This is a genomic window from Lysinibacillus sp. JNUCC 51 (genome assembly GCF_015999525.1).
GTDB lineage: Bacteria > Bacillota > Bacilli > Bacillales_A > Planococcaceae > Lysinibacillus > Lysinibacillus xylanilyticus.
Window position 1 is genome coordinate 202,120 of record NZ_CP065545.1, and the last position, 13,098, is coordinate 215,217.

A 13,098-nucleotide genomic window follows, 5' to 3' on the forward strand; every position below is an offset into this window, starting at 1 on the left:
TATTGTTTCCACCCTTCTTGAGGTAATAAGCCCACCTAGCCAAATTTATGTTAGTTGGAATTATTGTTACACTGGCCTGGCTACCTCTGAAAATGATTAGCCATTAAAAAGGATGATTATTGTTTCAATAGAAGAAATATGTGTTAGTTAAAGTGAAAATAGATTGTCTCTCTTTTCTTCGTGAACATAAAATGATTTCGTGATTTTGGATAGAGCTAGAGTCTTCAATGTGGTCGCTGTCGAAACTTGCGCAAATGAAAAACGCTATACATTCATCATCAATGAATGTATAGCGCTTTTTTAATTCAGGTTATTATTATTTAGTAAAGATTTCTTCAATTTGGTCAAGCATAATTTCGGCAGCTAGGATTCCGCCTGCTGTGTTCCAAATTACATCGTCAACTTTATGGACATTCCCTTTTTGTACTGCACTTAGGTTTTTCCATAGTGGATCTTCTGTCCATTCTTTTTCAGTAGCTAATGTTGAATCATCATCTGTTGGCATGTAAGTAAAGTAGAAAAGTACATCTCCGTCCATTTTAGGAATTACTTCTTTTCCTACCTCAACAGCTAATTTGCCTAATTTCGCATTATCTTTAAATAGTTCTGCTTGCTCTGGTACACGTTTGAATCCTAATGAATCAAAAATAACACCAGAGAATGAATCTGTATAGTAGATTCGAGATTTATCGGCCATAAAGCGTACGAATGAAACCTCTTGGTTTGTTTTATCGCCAAGCTTTTCTTTAACAGCTTGAACTTTTTCATTGTATGCTTTTAAAACTTCTTCGCCTTTAGCTTCTTGATTTACCGCTTTTGAATAAAGTTTAAAGTTATCTTGCCAATCACCGCGTAATGTCTCTGCGAAAACTGTCGGAGCAATCTTGCTTAATTTTGCATATTCTTTCTCTTGTCTTATTTTATTTCCAATGATTAAATCTGGTTTTAAAGAAGCTATTTTTTCAATGTTAATTTCACTTTCAACCCCAACAACTTCTACGCCTTCCATCTTATCCTTTAAATGGTCATACCAAGGATCACCTGAAAATGCTTTCACTGCCCCTACCGGCTTAATACCTAAAGCTAGAAGTGCTTCTGTTCCTTCGTTAGTTAAAACGACAACACGTTTTGGCGTGTCTTTAATTTCAGTTGTTCCCATTGCATGTTCGACACTGTAAGAATTACCCACAGCTGAACTTTCTTCTTTTGTGTTTTCCTTATTATTGCCACATGCAGCTAAAACAAATACAGCGACAACAGTAAGCAAAACTAGTAGTTTTTGAAATGCCTTTTGCATCTTTTCTTCCCCCAACGTATATGATAGAATGTTTAAGTGGATTTAATGATAATGAGAATCACTTTCATCTACTGATAACGAAATTAATCATATTGTAAGAATCTATCATTGTCAATAATTTATTTAACTATTTTACAAGCACATTCTATTGAAAGAAGAGTACAAGTTTATATGATTTTAAAAAATAATTTTTCAAAAACAATTGCATTAATAGTAGGAACATCCCTCCTACTCCTTTGTATGGGGATAAGTATTGTATACGGCTATGCAAATACGTCCATTCAAACGACTATTGAATCTTTTACACAGTTTAATCATTCTAACGAGCATATTATTATTCAAAATGTTCGTATTCCAAGAGCTCTAATCGCTACTTGTGTGGGTGCTTCCTTAGCTATTACAGGTGTGCTCATGCAGACATTAACAAAAAATCCTTTAGCATCTCCAGGAATATTAGGAATTAATGCGGGAGCTGGGTTTGCCGTCGTATTTGCAATGATTTTCTTCCATGTATCAAGTTTGCAATCTTTTGCATGGATTGCATTTTTAGGTGCCACGATTGCTGCTCTATCTGTTTATGCTATTAGTTCGGCTGGACGGGACGCGGTAACGCCAGTCAAAATAACTTTAGCAGGTGCCGCTATTAGTGCATTATTTGCTTCTTTTACTCAAGGTTTATTAGCAACAAATGAAGCAGAACTCGAACAAGTATTGTTTTGGTTAGCTGGTTCCGTACAAGGGAGAAAGCTTGAAATCCTTTTATCTGTACTTCCTTATTTAGTTATTGGATGGATTGCTGCTCTATTGATTTCTTCCAAAATGAATATTCTTGCCCTTGGAGACGATGTAGCGAGAGGCCTAGGACTACCACTAGGATTCATGAAGTTGATGGTAGGTCTTATTGTTATTTTATTAGCAGGTGGTTCGGTTGCAATAGCTGGTCCTATAGGGTTTGTAGGAATTGTGGTACCCCATTTTGCGCGCAAGTTTGTTGGCACAGATCATCGTTGGCTCATTCCAATGGCTGCACTATTAGGTGGCATTCTATTATTGTTAGCGGACGTTGCAGCACGCTATATCATTATGCCTCAAGAAGTACCAGTAGGAGTAATGACAGCCATGATCGGTACACCATTCTTTATTTACCTTGCGCGAAAAGGTGGAAAAAAATAATGAAAAATTTAAAAACAATACGTTTACTACAAGATAAAGTATCCTTTTTACTTGATATAAAAGCTTCCAAAAAACTTACCTTAATTAGCATTATTGCACTAGCTGTTTTTTTCTTTAGTGCCTCATTTGGTGATTCATTTATAAATCCAATTAAAGTTTTACAAGTCCTCATTGGCAAGGGATCTGACTTTGATCAATTAATTATTGTTGATTTCCGAATGCCTAGAATTTTTATTGCTGCTTTTGCTGGAATGGCATTAGCGGTAGCAGGAGCAATATTACAAGGAATTATCAAAAACCCATTAGCCTCCCCCGATATTATCGGTATTTCTGCTGGTGGTGGAGCTGCGGTTGTTGGTTTTTTAGCAATGTTTAGTGATTCCAATCATTCCTTAACAGTTAGTATTGAATGGTTACCCCTCGCAGGTTTTATCGGAGCAACCATTGTTGGACTTATTGTTTACATATTTGCTTGGAAAGATGGTGTGACACCTACCCGTCTTGTATTAATCGGTATCGGAGTCTCTGCATTTATGCAAGCCATTACGACGATGTTGATGATTATCGGACCCATCTATCAAGCCAGTGAAGCCAATAAGTGGATTACAGGGAGCGTTAAAAGTGCAGATTGGAGTCAAGTTCAAATTGTAGTTCCATTGATATTAATCCTGCTACTAATAACATTTTTTATTACACGACAATTAAATGTTCAAGAATTGGGTGATGATACATCTGCTAGTTTAGGACAATCTGTACAAAAAACTCGTTTATTCTTATTACTATTAAGTTCAAGTCTAGTTGCTAGTGCTATTTCTTTTGCAGGAGCTATCGGTTTTGTCGGTTTAATGGCACCTCATATTGCGAGACGAATTGTAGGGCCTTCATTCGGTGTTCTAATACCGACATCTGCTGCAATTGGCGCTTTACTAGTAATGGTAGCAGATATTATCGGACGAACTGCATTTAATCCTTTAGAAGTACCAGCTGGTGTGTTTACAGCTGCCATTGGTGCTCCTTATTTCATCTATTTATTATTTAGAAACCCTAGAAAATAAAGGAGTCAAATTTCATGACTGAAACTTTAGAAACTAAATCACTTACGTTAAATTATGGTGATTCCAATATCATTGAAAATCTAGATTTATCTATTCCGATGAATGAAATTACCGTGCTGATTGGCGCCAATGGTTGTGGAAAATCTACACTTTTACGCTCCATTGCTCGATTATTAAAGCCAAAGCATGGATCAGTATTATTGGATGGACAAGATATTTTTAAATTATCTACTAAACAAGTAGCAAAAAAACTTTCTATTCTTCCTCAGTCACCAGTAGCACCAGAGGGATTAACAGTACTACAACTTGTTAAACAAGGCCGTTACCCACATCAAAGTTGGCGCAAACAATGGACAGAAAAAGATGAAGAAATAGTATTAAACTCCTTAAAAGCAACAGGTGTTGATCATTTACAGGATAAACCAGTGGATGAGCTTTCAGGCGGTCAACGTCAACGTGCCTGGATTGCCATGACACTTGCACAGGATACAGATATTATCTTATTAGATGAACCAACTACTTACTTAGATCTAACACATCAAATAGAAATTTTAGATTTATTATTTGAATTAAATCAACAGCAAAAACGGACAATTATTATGGTATTACACGATATTAACTTAGCATGTCGATATGCTGACCACATCATAACTGTCCGAGACCAAGGTGTCTTTCAACAAGGAAGACCTGAAGAGATCATGACGAAGACGTTGGTAAAGCATGTCTTTGATCTAGATTGTAAAATGACGAATGATCCTATATTTGGTACACCATTATGTATTCCTTTTGGTAAAGGACGAATCATCTCTTAAAAATTAGACATTCTTATTGCTTAATAAACATTTAAAAACACGTAACCTCCGAACTTTGTATCATAGTACAAGAGTTGAGTAGTGATATGTTGTTGATGGATTTTAGCTTTTCAGGCTTTTCCATCCCTCGAAAGAGTATCTTTGAACCGTTCGGAAACTTCACTGTCATCGGTGATGAACTCGTCTTCACTTTTCCAGAAAGCCTGAGGTCTTCAATAATTTTTGTAAACAAAGAAAACGTACTGTCTCTATGTGTGTCGTAACCTTCACGAACGACTAGAGCTGTACGTTTTTCTTCAAGTAGTTTTAAAAGTATTTTGAGTAGCCACATGGTAGGATTTTGAAGAACAATATCCCCCGACAAGGAGTTGATTTTTACAACGCCATTCGAAAAGTAAATCTTCGAAATGTGTATTCACTTCTTTCTCGACTGTTGTCGTCAACTCTCTCAACTCCTTTTATAGATTATGTAATATTACTTACTATCAAGTTATTAATTATCAGACATATATCAACAAACATCCAAACGAGTAAGCATAATTTAAATACAATAGTATTAATTAGAAATTAGGAAAAGAGTATTTTTTTGAATTTATGTGATAAAAATTGTTCATGCGAACGTTGTAAAAAAATGTGGTATCCCATCAAGAGTAATAAAAGCGATAGAGGCATGTGAAATTCCCCCACCCCAAGAACCACCATCTCAACCAGCATTCGCTAATTTTTTCCGGAGTGGTGCTATAGCATCCCTAGCCGTTCCATTGCATAGGTTGATTAATGTTAAGCAAATGGTGTTGAAGTCAATCCAATTCAAACAAGATTTGGTGCTATTAACAACGAAGATGATCGATTTGAATGTGTACCGATTTCACTTTTATATCCCATTTGTTTGTTACATCACTTAGTTTAAGCGGTGGATACAATATCTTTTTTCAATACACAATTGTAAATATTTCCTATAAAATGAAATTACAGATTTGACATCTGGATAAGAGAATGTTTTTAAACTTATGGAGGTTGAGATGGATAATCAAAAAATAATGTTTATATGTAGTCATTACGATGTTATCCCCAAAGAGATAGAGATTTTTAGAATGGGTGAAAGAGTTTTAGCAAAAATTGAAGCTGAGTATACATATTTCTTAAAAGGAGAACAAGCTAATAAAACCTATTGGGAACAATGTTGTAATTTTGCTAATAATCTATCAGAAAAAGGGATGAATGTTTCTCAATATGTAAAATCTAATAGTGGTTATTATGTTGTAGAAATTGATGAGAAAGTATATTCATTAGAAAGAGAACTAAAGGGCGAAATAATTGAAGCTATAACAGATGCAGAACTTGTTGAAATCGGGAGTTTGTTAGGTGTTCAGCACTACATCTCTCAACAACTATCAACTCCATTCAACACAGCTACTTCTTGGAGTTTATTTGGTGGAAATCAAACTGATGCAATTGGGGATTACGATGAAAATGAGTTAAGCTTTTTAGACTTTGAAAAACAATTTAAATCGCACCCCACATATTCTAAAATAGAATCTTTATATAATGATTATCGTCAAAAATTAAAGCTAATTTGGGGTAATTTACCTCAAGGGGCGATTCAAGGTGATTTTTGTTATTACAACATGTTAAAACAATATCAAGGAAGTCTGGCAATTTATGATTTTAATCTAGCTGGAAATGAAGTTTATTTAAATGAATGTATTGCAGTTGGTGTATATCATGCTTGGCATGTCCCCTACAAAGGTAGATTAAATGAAACAGAACGGTTTAAATTATTTATTGATTCATATAACAAAGAACGCCCCTTAAATGAATTAGAAAGAGCTTATGCTGATTACACAAAAGCTATTATACGTGCTTTTCGTTTTGACCGTGTAGAAGATGGTATTTTGTTAGAAAGTAAAGAAGAACAAGATTTATTTTTACAAGAAACGTTACATATACTTGAAGAATTAGAATTTAATAAATAGTGATAGAAAGGATACTTGTTAATTATTCTCCTCCCTGTTTCAGTAAAATTTTAATGCGATTGTAACTTTGTAAAGTCTTACTAAATTTTTATCCTTTATATGAGAATAAATATAAAAAGCATGTTTTGATCAATCTTTTTTCAAAACATGCTCATATATCCTTATTGCCCTGAAGCACCTCATTTAATATTTTACAAACTTTCCAACATACTGATTTCCCTTATTCCTTACCACAATCATAACAACGTTTGTCTTTGTCATTGTCTACGTATATGCGGAGTTCCTTTTCTAATCCACACACGCTGCAAAAGTCAAAATGTATTTGCGGAAGTATGCCCTCTTCGGCTAATGGAACCCATTCTTTTTATCCCTGTAACGAATCCAGTTTTGTTACCCAAATTATGATTTTGCCATAGCGTTAATGTAACTAGTTGCCGTAATTTGAAGGCACGTTGAATCATTTGCTCAATTTCCTCTAGCTCCCACTCAATTAATTCTCGCTTTTTATCATAAAATTGCTCTCTCTCAAATTTCAGCTAAATGCTCCGTAGCATCATCACTGTCCACTTCATATTTCCACGGTCTTTTATCATAACCTCGCCCTCTCATCAAGAACGTTCGTTTGTATACACCATAGAATTAGCGTTCTTATTTTTACAACAAAAAGATATGATTACCCAGTCGCCAGCTAATATTCATCGTGAGCGTTAAATTCATGTAAAAGCTTGTTGAAAGATTAACTAGATGGTTGGTTTTGAGATTATGGAGACCAATCCACGTCATTGCTAGCTTTATCGACTATCCCTCGTTGAGATACGATCGTTGGGGCAAAAGGTAAAATAAGATATTTAATGCCGTATAATTTTCTACTAGGTACTTTTTCAACTAATTTAAAAAAAAACAATTTTTATAAATTTACCCATTTTAAACAAAATCCACCCATACCATTGACAGTATAGTAACTATACACCCTATTATAATCAATAATAGGAAAATGTTACCTAAACAAGGAACGTTTCTAAACAACAAGGGCAATTATTTTGCCAGTTTTTTTAACTAATCTTTAAATGTTAGCGTGCTCTTGGTTTCGAGAAATCAAGACTTGTAAAGTGAGTACACTTTCCTAATAAAGATAAAAAGGAGTTATTAAAATGAGTAAACCAGAATTATATGTTAGTTTAGCTGTTGGTCCAAATACTGATATGGAATCGTTTGCCTTTCGTTCAATCCTTGAGTACTTTGGGGCAAGAGTTACAGTACATTGGATAGGCAGACCCAACGATCTTATAGATTTGTTATCAGGAGAAGATCGAGACGAAAAGATTGATTATTTAATTCTGAATTTTCACGGTGATGAAGGAAGATTATGTATTAATGAGCTAGGAGAAGACGTTTATGAAATAAACGAGCCCCGAGGAGAATTTTTTGGTCCTGAGGAGGTGATGCGTTATTCAAAATTAAATGATACAAAAGTTATCGCGACTGGCTGTACATTAGGTGTTGAACAATTAGCATCAGCATTCTTAAAAAGTGGCTGTCATTCTTATATCGCTCCAAATGATTACATAGATGGAACTGCAAATCTAATGTTTTTAATACGATTTATGTATGAAATTATTCAAAATAATAAAACTCAGCAAGAGGCTTTTGACATTGCAAAATCTTTGGATGAAGAAACTTCAATGTATCAGCTTTATTTATCGTAAATATATCATTTATATCTTGATCAGGTACTCACTATTTTTGAGCGCCTGATCATTTTTATTTGTAACTTAGGGTGGTCACCCCAACTGTTATATTAGGAATGAATAAAGCAATTGCCAGGTGCATTAAACCAAATAAAAAATACCTGAAATAAATAAAACATAACCAAATTTCTGTAAACTCTTTTTATGGAAATATTAGATAGTGCAAGGTTAAAATCAGTTGAGCTGAAACTAAAAATGGAGGGATGATATTACAATGTATGAATCAATGTTGACCCACATCGATGCTGTTGCGTGCAGCGGAAAGGTCATAATTTCTGCGAATGACTCCACCGTTGTAGAAATCGTAAAGGAGACAATCAATAGCGGAAAGTCCGCATCGTTCTACTTGACCAATGACCAAGCCAAAGCGGTCAAGGCGTGGTACTGGTCGCCGGAACGAATGAAAACTTCCAAAATCCAGCCCATATCGAACGACAAGAAGGCCAGGATTAAGGATGAACTGGGGATCGAAGTCCATTCCTTCCGCTTTAGCCCTATCCAGTGTGAGTGCGGACATATATATGGAGGGTTTGAGTTCTTGCAACAGGGAATCCGCGATCATGGAGTGAATTCCGTAAGAGGCGTCTTCAATCTTAAGAACTCAATGTTCCTTCAAGCCAACCCCACTTTAGTCGCCATCTGCACGAACTGCGACCAAAAGCTAACAAGCCGAGACGGAGGCCCAGACCTAGGAGATCTCGAATACGACTGTGGCCAGTTTTGGGATGCTGCATAGTTGAAAGAGATCCAAGAGTGTGATGCACGAATGACCCAATTTGAAAGGTACACATGGTTTGACGATGAAAAGTACTGTTTGTACTTTTTTGTAAAGCTAAAACAGACTTAGAAAAATCCAAGCGTATTCAAGACAGAAAAAGTCATGAATACGCTTATTTTTTATAATTACATATTTCCTAAATATTCTACAGATAACTCTTGTTCATTAATATCATTATCCAAGGAGACCTTATATGCTTTACCATCAGGTTTTGAACTAACAATTTTATGAATTTCTTGATCGATAAAATGGACAGCTACTCCATCATCAGCAGCTATTCCAGATGAGAGTTTATTAGTTTTAACCAAATTATGATAAGCTGGTCTTCTATTGATTTCCCCATCATAATGAGGGCAATTACTTCCTGGAAGAAACCCTAAACATGTTATCGGCTCTAGATCTCCTCCAAATGAATCTGTTATTCCTTCCTCAAACCAACAAATTGAGCCAGCACTAATGCCTGTTAAAAGGATTCCCTCATGCCAAGCTGTCTTAAAAATGCTATCTAACTTCCATTCTTTCCATAACGCTAAAAGGTTTTTAGTATTTCCTCCCCCAACATAAATAATATCCTTTTCCATAATAAAACTTTCTAAATCTCGAGTTGGAGGTGAAAATAGTGATAAGTGGGACGGAATGCATTGTTGTGATAATAAAATCCTGCAATATAATTTTCTGAGTCTCCACTTGCAGTAGGAACAAAGCAAATCTTAGGATTAACTTTGTTAGACTGCCGTAAAATATATGTATCTAATAATGGATTATGAGGCTCCATAGAAAAGCCCCCTCCTCCTAATGTAATAATTTGTTTCATTTTTACCACTTCCATTCTACCGTTTTTTGAATTTAAAAAAATTACTGAAAAGTAAAGCCCAGTTCATACTGGGAACTGAGCTTTACTTTTCATTTTCCATCCTTCTTATTTAATTTTTGAATCTCCAGTAGCTCAGAAATCGTTACAAATCGATATCCCTGGTCTTCAAGCTCTGGTAAGATTTTTTCCAACGCCCTTACCGTTTGCTCACGATTTCCACCGCCGTCATGAAATAACACGACACTTCCAGGCTTAGCTCCTTTTAAAACAGTATTAATAATTTTCTTTTCTCCAGGACTTTTCCAATCAAATGTATCTAAATGCCATGACCACATGACAACCTTATACCCTTCTTTTGCTATCGCATCGATCATGGAATCCGTGTATTGCCCTTCAACCGGTCTAAATAAAACAGGGACATATCCAGTAATACCATAAATTGTCGCATGTGTTTGTTTTATTTCTTTTATCAAATTGGAAACATTAGTTCTAAAAGGATGCGTATATGTGTGAATAGCTAGTTCGTGCCCTTCTTCATGTATACGTAAAGCAAGCTCAGGGTATTTTTCTGCATTTTCACCCACAATAAAGAACGTGGCCTTTGCATTATACTTGTCTAATATATCTAAAATGTCAGGAGTGTACTTTTTATGAGGACCATCATCAAAGGTTAAGGCGATAACTTTTTCATCCGTATTAATATCCCACAAAATTTGCCCTGCTTCTTCGTAATACTTCCTTCCCTTGTCTGCAAAGGTTTTTTCATTTATAAAAAATAAAAATAGCCCGAAAATGCATAAAGAGATCAGCAGATAATATTTCCTCAAGTTTTCACCTCCTGCAATAATTATTTCTAATCATTATTATTTGAGGTTTAAACTAAAAAATGCTTTAATTTTTGTTCTTTTAATTGTATATAAAACCAATAACAATCCAAAATGAATGATAAAAACACTGCACATCCCAATTCCAATAATGTTATATTATTGGGAAGGAGTGTGATTATTTTGATAATAAAGGTAAAAGAAGAGGATTTTGTTTCTAATTGCTCCAGTCTAAGTCAAAGGTGTTTTGAACCACTCATTAATATCTATAAGAGAAGAATGTCCGAAGAAACTAATATCGATGTGAAAGAACGTTTTTTTGAGGAACTTACGGAAGGTCAAAGAGCATTATTTATGTTTTATGTTTATTATTGTCACATTAGTGAATCTCTTATCGAATTTTATTGGTGGAGTGCCTATTTCATGGCACAGTCTAAAAAATGGGCAGCTCTCAAAACATGTTTTAAGTATTTTCACGATGAACCTTTTCTTTTACTCCTTGAGAAAATTGAACAAGAACTAAAACAACATAATCATCCTACAACATTGGATAATTTTTCAATCACTCGAGATGAATTAATTCAAAACAAAGAGCTCCATGCATCATTTGAATCTTTATATGTAATATTCGATAACATTTATCCAGCTACTATGGAAAAAATTAATAATTATATCGAAAAGAACTTACAAGAATTTATTCTAATTGAAAATTAATGAAGGAGTATTTTATATGGCAACTATAGAAGACTTTGTAAACCTTGATATAAGAATTGGCACTGTTATCCAAGCTGAGGAACTTCCGAAAGCAAGAGTTCCTGCTATTAAAATGAAAATTGATTTTGGTGAAGATTTTGGAATCAAGCAATCCTCTGCTCAAATTACTAAACGCTATACAACAGAAGGAATTATTAATAAGCAAGTAGTAGCGATCGTTAATTTCCCTCCCCGTCGTGTAGCAGGCTTTAAATCTGAAGTTTTAGTGATTGGCGGAGTTCCTGTAGAAGGAGATGTGATTTTATTATCACCTGATCAGCCTGTACCAAACGGAACTAAAATTAGTTAAGTCTAGGGTTTTGTGATAGTGATATTAAAAAGATGAAACCTATTTTGCAGGTATAAATAGTAGTGTAAAGCTAATTTAGCCTTATAAGAGGCACGAATATGTGGCCCTTTTATTATTTCGCTTCATTTAGTACTATATATGTTACCATTTTTGTTACTTAATAAGTATTAAAAGAACAATTCCCCTAAATCGAGAGGATCATAGAAAATGAAAATTTATTTTGATTGGTGCTACATCATTAAAATCTTCAAATGAAAAAAAGAAAGGAGCGTGATAAAGGAGAAAAGGAGAAAAGGAGAGAACTTTATGAAAAACAGACAATCAACAACTAATGACTATGAAACTATTATCAATCTTTGGGATAGATCCGTTACCAAAACACATGATTTTTTAAGTTTAAAAGATAAAGAAGACATTAAACAGGAAATTCCTATGTATTTCCCACATCTTGATGTGAGGCTTTGGTTTATGGAAAATGAGTTGATAGGTTTTTCAGGTATCAATAATCAGCACTTAGAAATGCTATTTTTAGAACCTGCTGAAATTGGGAAAGGTTTTGGAAAACAAATAATACAACAACTCATTAAAGATTTTAATATAAGGTCTGTTGATGTAAATAAAGACAATGAAAACGCAAAGATGTTTTATTTGAAAAATGGTTTTACGATTGTCAGTGAAGAACCAACAGATAGTTCAGGTCGCCCATATCCAATATTACATCTTGAATTGAATTAAGTAAGAAAGGGTACGGTTTTTGGGCAAGGGAAAATTACACAAGCTAGATTTGCAAGTACATTAACAAGTCTTGGCACTACTGTAGTTGAAGCAATTATTAACAAATCAGCTTATACAGCTATTCCTGCTTTCATTGCATCAGCATAGCAAGTTCAAACGTATGGGAAAAGAGTGAAGAAGCGCCCTTTATTGGGTGCTTTTTTTAATGAGGGCAAACAATTCTTTAATAGATTCATCCTCTTGTGTTTCGTAATTTTTACCATCAATCAGTAGTATGCCACTTTCATTGACAGATATATGGTAAAAATTGTTATTGCGATAAATAATGAACGTGTATCCTTCTGTATAAGAAAAATCAGAGTGAGACCGTTTCACTGTTAAATCTTCCAGTAAATCTATTAATGTTGGAAATATAGGATTGTCTTTATCCACGTTCGTTATGGTTGTCGTTGAATCATTTAATACACCAATTTTAAGGATTTCTTCGCTTAAATTATTTGCATGAAGAAAATCTTTTACAAGGCTTTTTGTTTTGTATTCATTAAAAAAATAGATTGAGACAATTGCTATAAAAATTAAAGCTATAACAAAAATTATTTTTTTCTTCATTCCAAACAACTCCTAAAAAAACATTAACCTTTATAAAATGGTTGATAAAGAATCTCTTTTTCACCTTTATGTACATTGTTCCTACCGCATGAAATTAGACTGAAATCAAGTTTATGTCTACAATTTTGAGTCTTTTTGTAATTTACATGCAACTTATCTTGGCTCCCCTATTTTATACTACTGTTATTATCCAAATTATATCATGTACGCTAAT

13 protein-coding genes and 2 pseudogenes are annotated in these 13,098 nt (G+C 34.3%); 9 read left to right on the forward strand and 6 right to left on the reverse strand.

Annotation, left to right across the window (positions count from 1 at the left end):
- Positions 1 to 316: 316 nt before the first annotated feature.
- Positions 317 to 1,297 (reverse strand): ABC transporter substrate-binding protein, encoded by a 981-nt coding sequence (locus JNUCC51_RS01230; RefSeq protein ID WP_337990460.1) that lies wholly within the window; start codon positions 1,295 to 1,297, stop codon positions 317 to 319.
- Positions 1,298 to 1,468: 171 nt separating this feature from the next.
- On the opposite strand from JNUCC51_RS01230, the gene JNUCC51_RS01235 reads away from it, so the two are divergent.
- The 3 genes from JNUCC51_RS01235 to JNUCC51_RS01245 are packed head-to-tail and all read left to right on the forward strand — an operon-like array spanning position 1,469 to position 4,337.
- Positions 1,469 to 2,470, forward strand: a complete 1,002-nt coding sequence (locus JNUCC51_RS01235; protein WP_337992170.1) for a FecCD family ABC transporter permease — start codon at positions 1,469 to 1,471, stop codon at positions 2,468 to 2,470.
- Positions 2,470 to 3,525: a FecCD family ABC transporter permease gene (locus tag JNUCC51_RS01240; RefSeq protein ID WP_337990461.1), complete on the forward strand. Its 1,056-nt coding sequence runs from the start codon at positions 2,470 to 2,472 to the stop codon at positions 3,523 to 3,525. The genes JNUCC51_RS01235 and JNUCC51_RS01240 overlap by 1 nt, the downstream gene beginning before the upstream one ends.
- Before the next feature lie 14 nt (positions 3,526 to 3,539).
- Complete coding sequence (locus JNUCC51_RS01245) at positions 3,540 to 4,337, forward strand: ABC transporter ATP-binding protein (protein WP_337990462.1); 798 nt, start codon at positions 3,540 to 3,542, stop codon at positions 4,335 to 4,337.
- A 76-nt stretch (positions 4,338 to 4,413) separates the two neighbouring features.
- Here JNUCC51_RS01245 and JNUCC51_RS01250 read toward each other — a convergent pair.
- A pseudogene (locus JNUCC51_RS01250) lies at positions 4,414 to 4,780 on the reverse strand (phage terminase large subunit); the annotation flags it as partial.
- A 579-nt stretch (positions 4,781 to 5,359) separates the two neighbouring features.
- On the opposite strand from JNUCC51_RS01250, the gene JNUCC51_RS01255 reads away from it, so the two are divergent.
- Positions 5,360 to 6,313, forward strand: coding sequence for a protein kinase family protein (locus tag JNUCC51_RS01255; RefSeq protein ID WP_337990463.1), 954 nt, complete (start codon positions 5,360 to 5,362; stop codon positions 6,311 to 6,313).
- A gap of 311 nt (positions 6,314 to 6,624) precedes the next feature.
- Here the strand turns inward: JNUCC51_RS01255 and JNUCC51_RS24745 are convergent, their stop codons facing one another.
- Positions 6,625 to 6,849: a YolD-like family protein gene (locus JNUCC51_RS24745; RefSeq protein WP_443136988.1), complete on the reverse strand. Its 225-nt coding sequence runs from the start codon at positions 6,847 to 6,849 to the stop codon at positions 6,625 to 6,627.
- 615 nt (positions 6,850 to 7,464) lie between these two features.
- Here JNUCC51_RS24745 and JNUCC51_RS01260 point away from each other — a divergent pair.
- Together JNUCC51_RS01260 and JNUCC51_RS01265 are read left to right on the forward strand one after the other, a co-directional pair.
- Positions 7,465 to 8,019: a delta-aminolevulinic acid dehydratase gene (locus JNUCC51_RS01260; protein WP_337990464.1), complete on the forward strand. Its 555-nt coding sequence runs from the start codon at positions 7,465 to 7,467 to the stop codon at positions 8,017 to 8,019.
- 256 nt (positions 8,020 to 8,275) lie between these two features.
- A complete protein-coding gene (locus JNUCC51_RS01265) occupies positions 8,276 to 8,797 on the forward strand; it encodes a hypothetical protein (protein WP_337990465.1) in 522 nt (173 codons plus the stop codon).
- Between the two features lie 167 nt (positions 8,798 to 8,964).
- Here the strand turns inward: JNUCC51_RS01265 and JNUCC51_RS01270 are convergent.
- Positions 8,965 to 9,653, reverse strand: a pseudogene (locus JNUCC51_RS01270) (Type 1 glutamine amidotransferase-like domain-containing protein).
- Between the two features lie 89 nt (positions 9,654 to 9,742).
- Positions 9,743 to 10,462 (reverse strand): polysaccharide deacetylase family protein, encoded by a 720-nt coding sequence (locus tag JNUCC51_RS01275; RefSeq protein ID WP_443136989.1) that lies wholly within the window; start codon positions 10,460 to 10,462, stop codon positions 9,743 to 9,745.
- Between the two features lie 198 nt (positions 10,463 to 10,660).
- Here JNUCC51_RS01275 and JNUCC51_RS01280 point away from each other — a divergent pair, with 198 nt between their 5' ends.
- The 3 genes from JNUCC51_RS01280 (at position 10,661) to JNUCC51_RS01290 (ending at position 12,275) form a co-directional block, all read left to right on the forward strand.
- Complete coding sequence (locus JNUCC51_RS01280) at positions 10,661 to 11,191, forward strand: hypothetical protein (protein ID WP_337990467.1); 531 nt, start codon at positions 10,661 to 10,663, stop codon at positions 11,189 to 11,191.
- A gap of 16 nt (positions 11,192 to 11,207) precedes the next feature.
- Complete coding sequence (gene csaA / locus JNUCC51_RS01285) at positions 11,208 to 11,540, forward strand: chaperone CsaA (protein WP_337990468.1); 333 nt, start codon at positions 11,208 to 11,210, stop codon at positions 11,538 to 11,540.
- A 306-nt stretch (positions 11,541 to 11,846) separates the two neighbouring features.
- Positions 11,847 to 12,275, forward strand: a complete 429-nt coding sequence (locus JNUCC51_RS01290) for a GNAT family N-acetyltransferase (protein WP_337990469.1) — start codon at positions 11,847 to 11,849, stop codon at positions 12,273 to 12,275.
- A 186-nt stretch (positions 12,276 to 12,461) separates the two neighbouring features.
- Here JNUCC51_RS01290 and JNUCC51_RS01295 read toward each other — a convergent pair whose 3' ends face one another.
- Positions 12,462 to 12,884, reverse strand: coding sequence for a hypothetical protein (locus JNUCC51_RS01295; RefSeq protein WP_337990470.1), 423 nt, complete (start codon positions 12,882 to 12,884; stop codon positions 12,462 to 12,464).
- Positions 12,885 to 13,098 lie beyond the last annotated feature (214 nt).

What these genes read in the sequence shown, in the direction of transcription:
- JNUCC51_RS01230 (WP_337990460.1), bottom strand. Translation starts at nt 1,297, where the DNA reads ATGCAAAAGGCATTTCAAAAACTACTAGTTTTGCTTACTGTTGTCGCT.
- JNUCC51_RS01235 (WP_337992170.1), top strand. Translation starts at nt 1,469, where the DNA reads ATGATTTTAAAAAATAATTTTTCAAAAACAATTGCATTAATAGTAGGA.
- JNUCC51_RS01240 (WP_337990461.1), top strand. Translation starts at nt 2,470, where the DNA reads ATGAAAAATTTAAAAACAATACGTTTACTACAAGATAAAGTATCCTTT.
- JNUCC51_RS01245 (WP_337990462.1), top strand. Translation starts at nt 3,540, where the DNA reads ATGACTGAAACTTTAGAAACTAAATCACTTACGTTAAATTATGGTGAT.
- JNUCC51_RS01255 (WP_337990463.1), top strand. Translation starts at nt 5,360, where the DNA reads ATGGATAATCAAAAAATAATGTTTATATGTAGTCATTACGATGTTATC.
- JNUCC51_RS01260 (WP_337990464.1), top strand. Translation starts at nt 7,465, where the DNA reads ATGAGTAAACCAGAATTATATGTTAGTTTAGCTGTTGGTCCAAATACT.
- JNUCC51_RS01265 (WP_337990465.1), top strand. Translation starts at nt 8,276, where the DNA reads ATGTATGAATCAATGTTGACCCACATCGATGCTGTTGCGTGCAGCGGA.
- csaA (WP_337990468.1), top strand. Translation starts at nt 11,208, where the DNA reads ATGGCAACTATAGAAGACTTTGTAAACCTTGATATAAGAATTGGCACT.
- JNUCC51_RS01290 (WP_337990469.1), top strand. Translation starts at nt 11,847, where the DNA reads ATGAAAAACAGACAATCAACAACTAATGACTATGAAACTATTATCAAT.
- JNUCC51_RS01295 (WP_337990470.1), bottom strand. Translation starts at nt 12,884, where the DNA reads ATGAAGAAAAAAATAATTTTTGTTATAGCTTTAATTTTTATAGCAATT.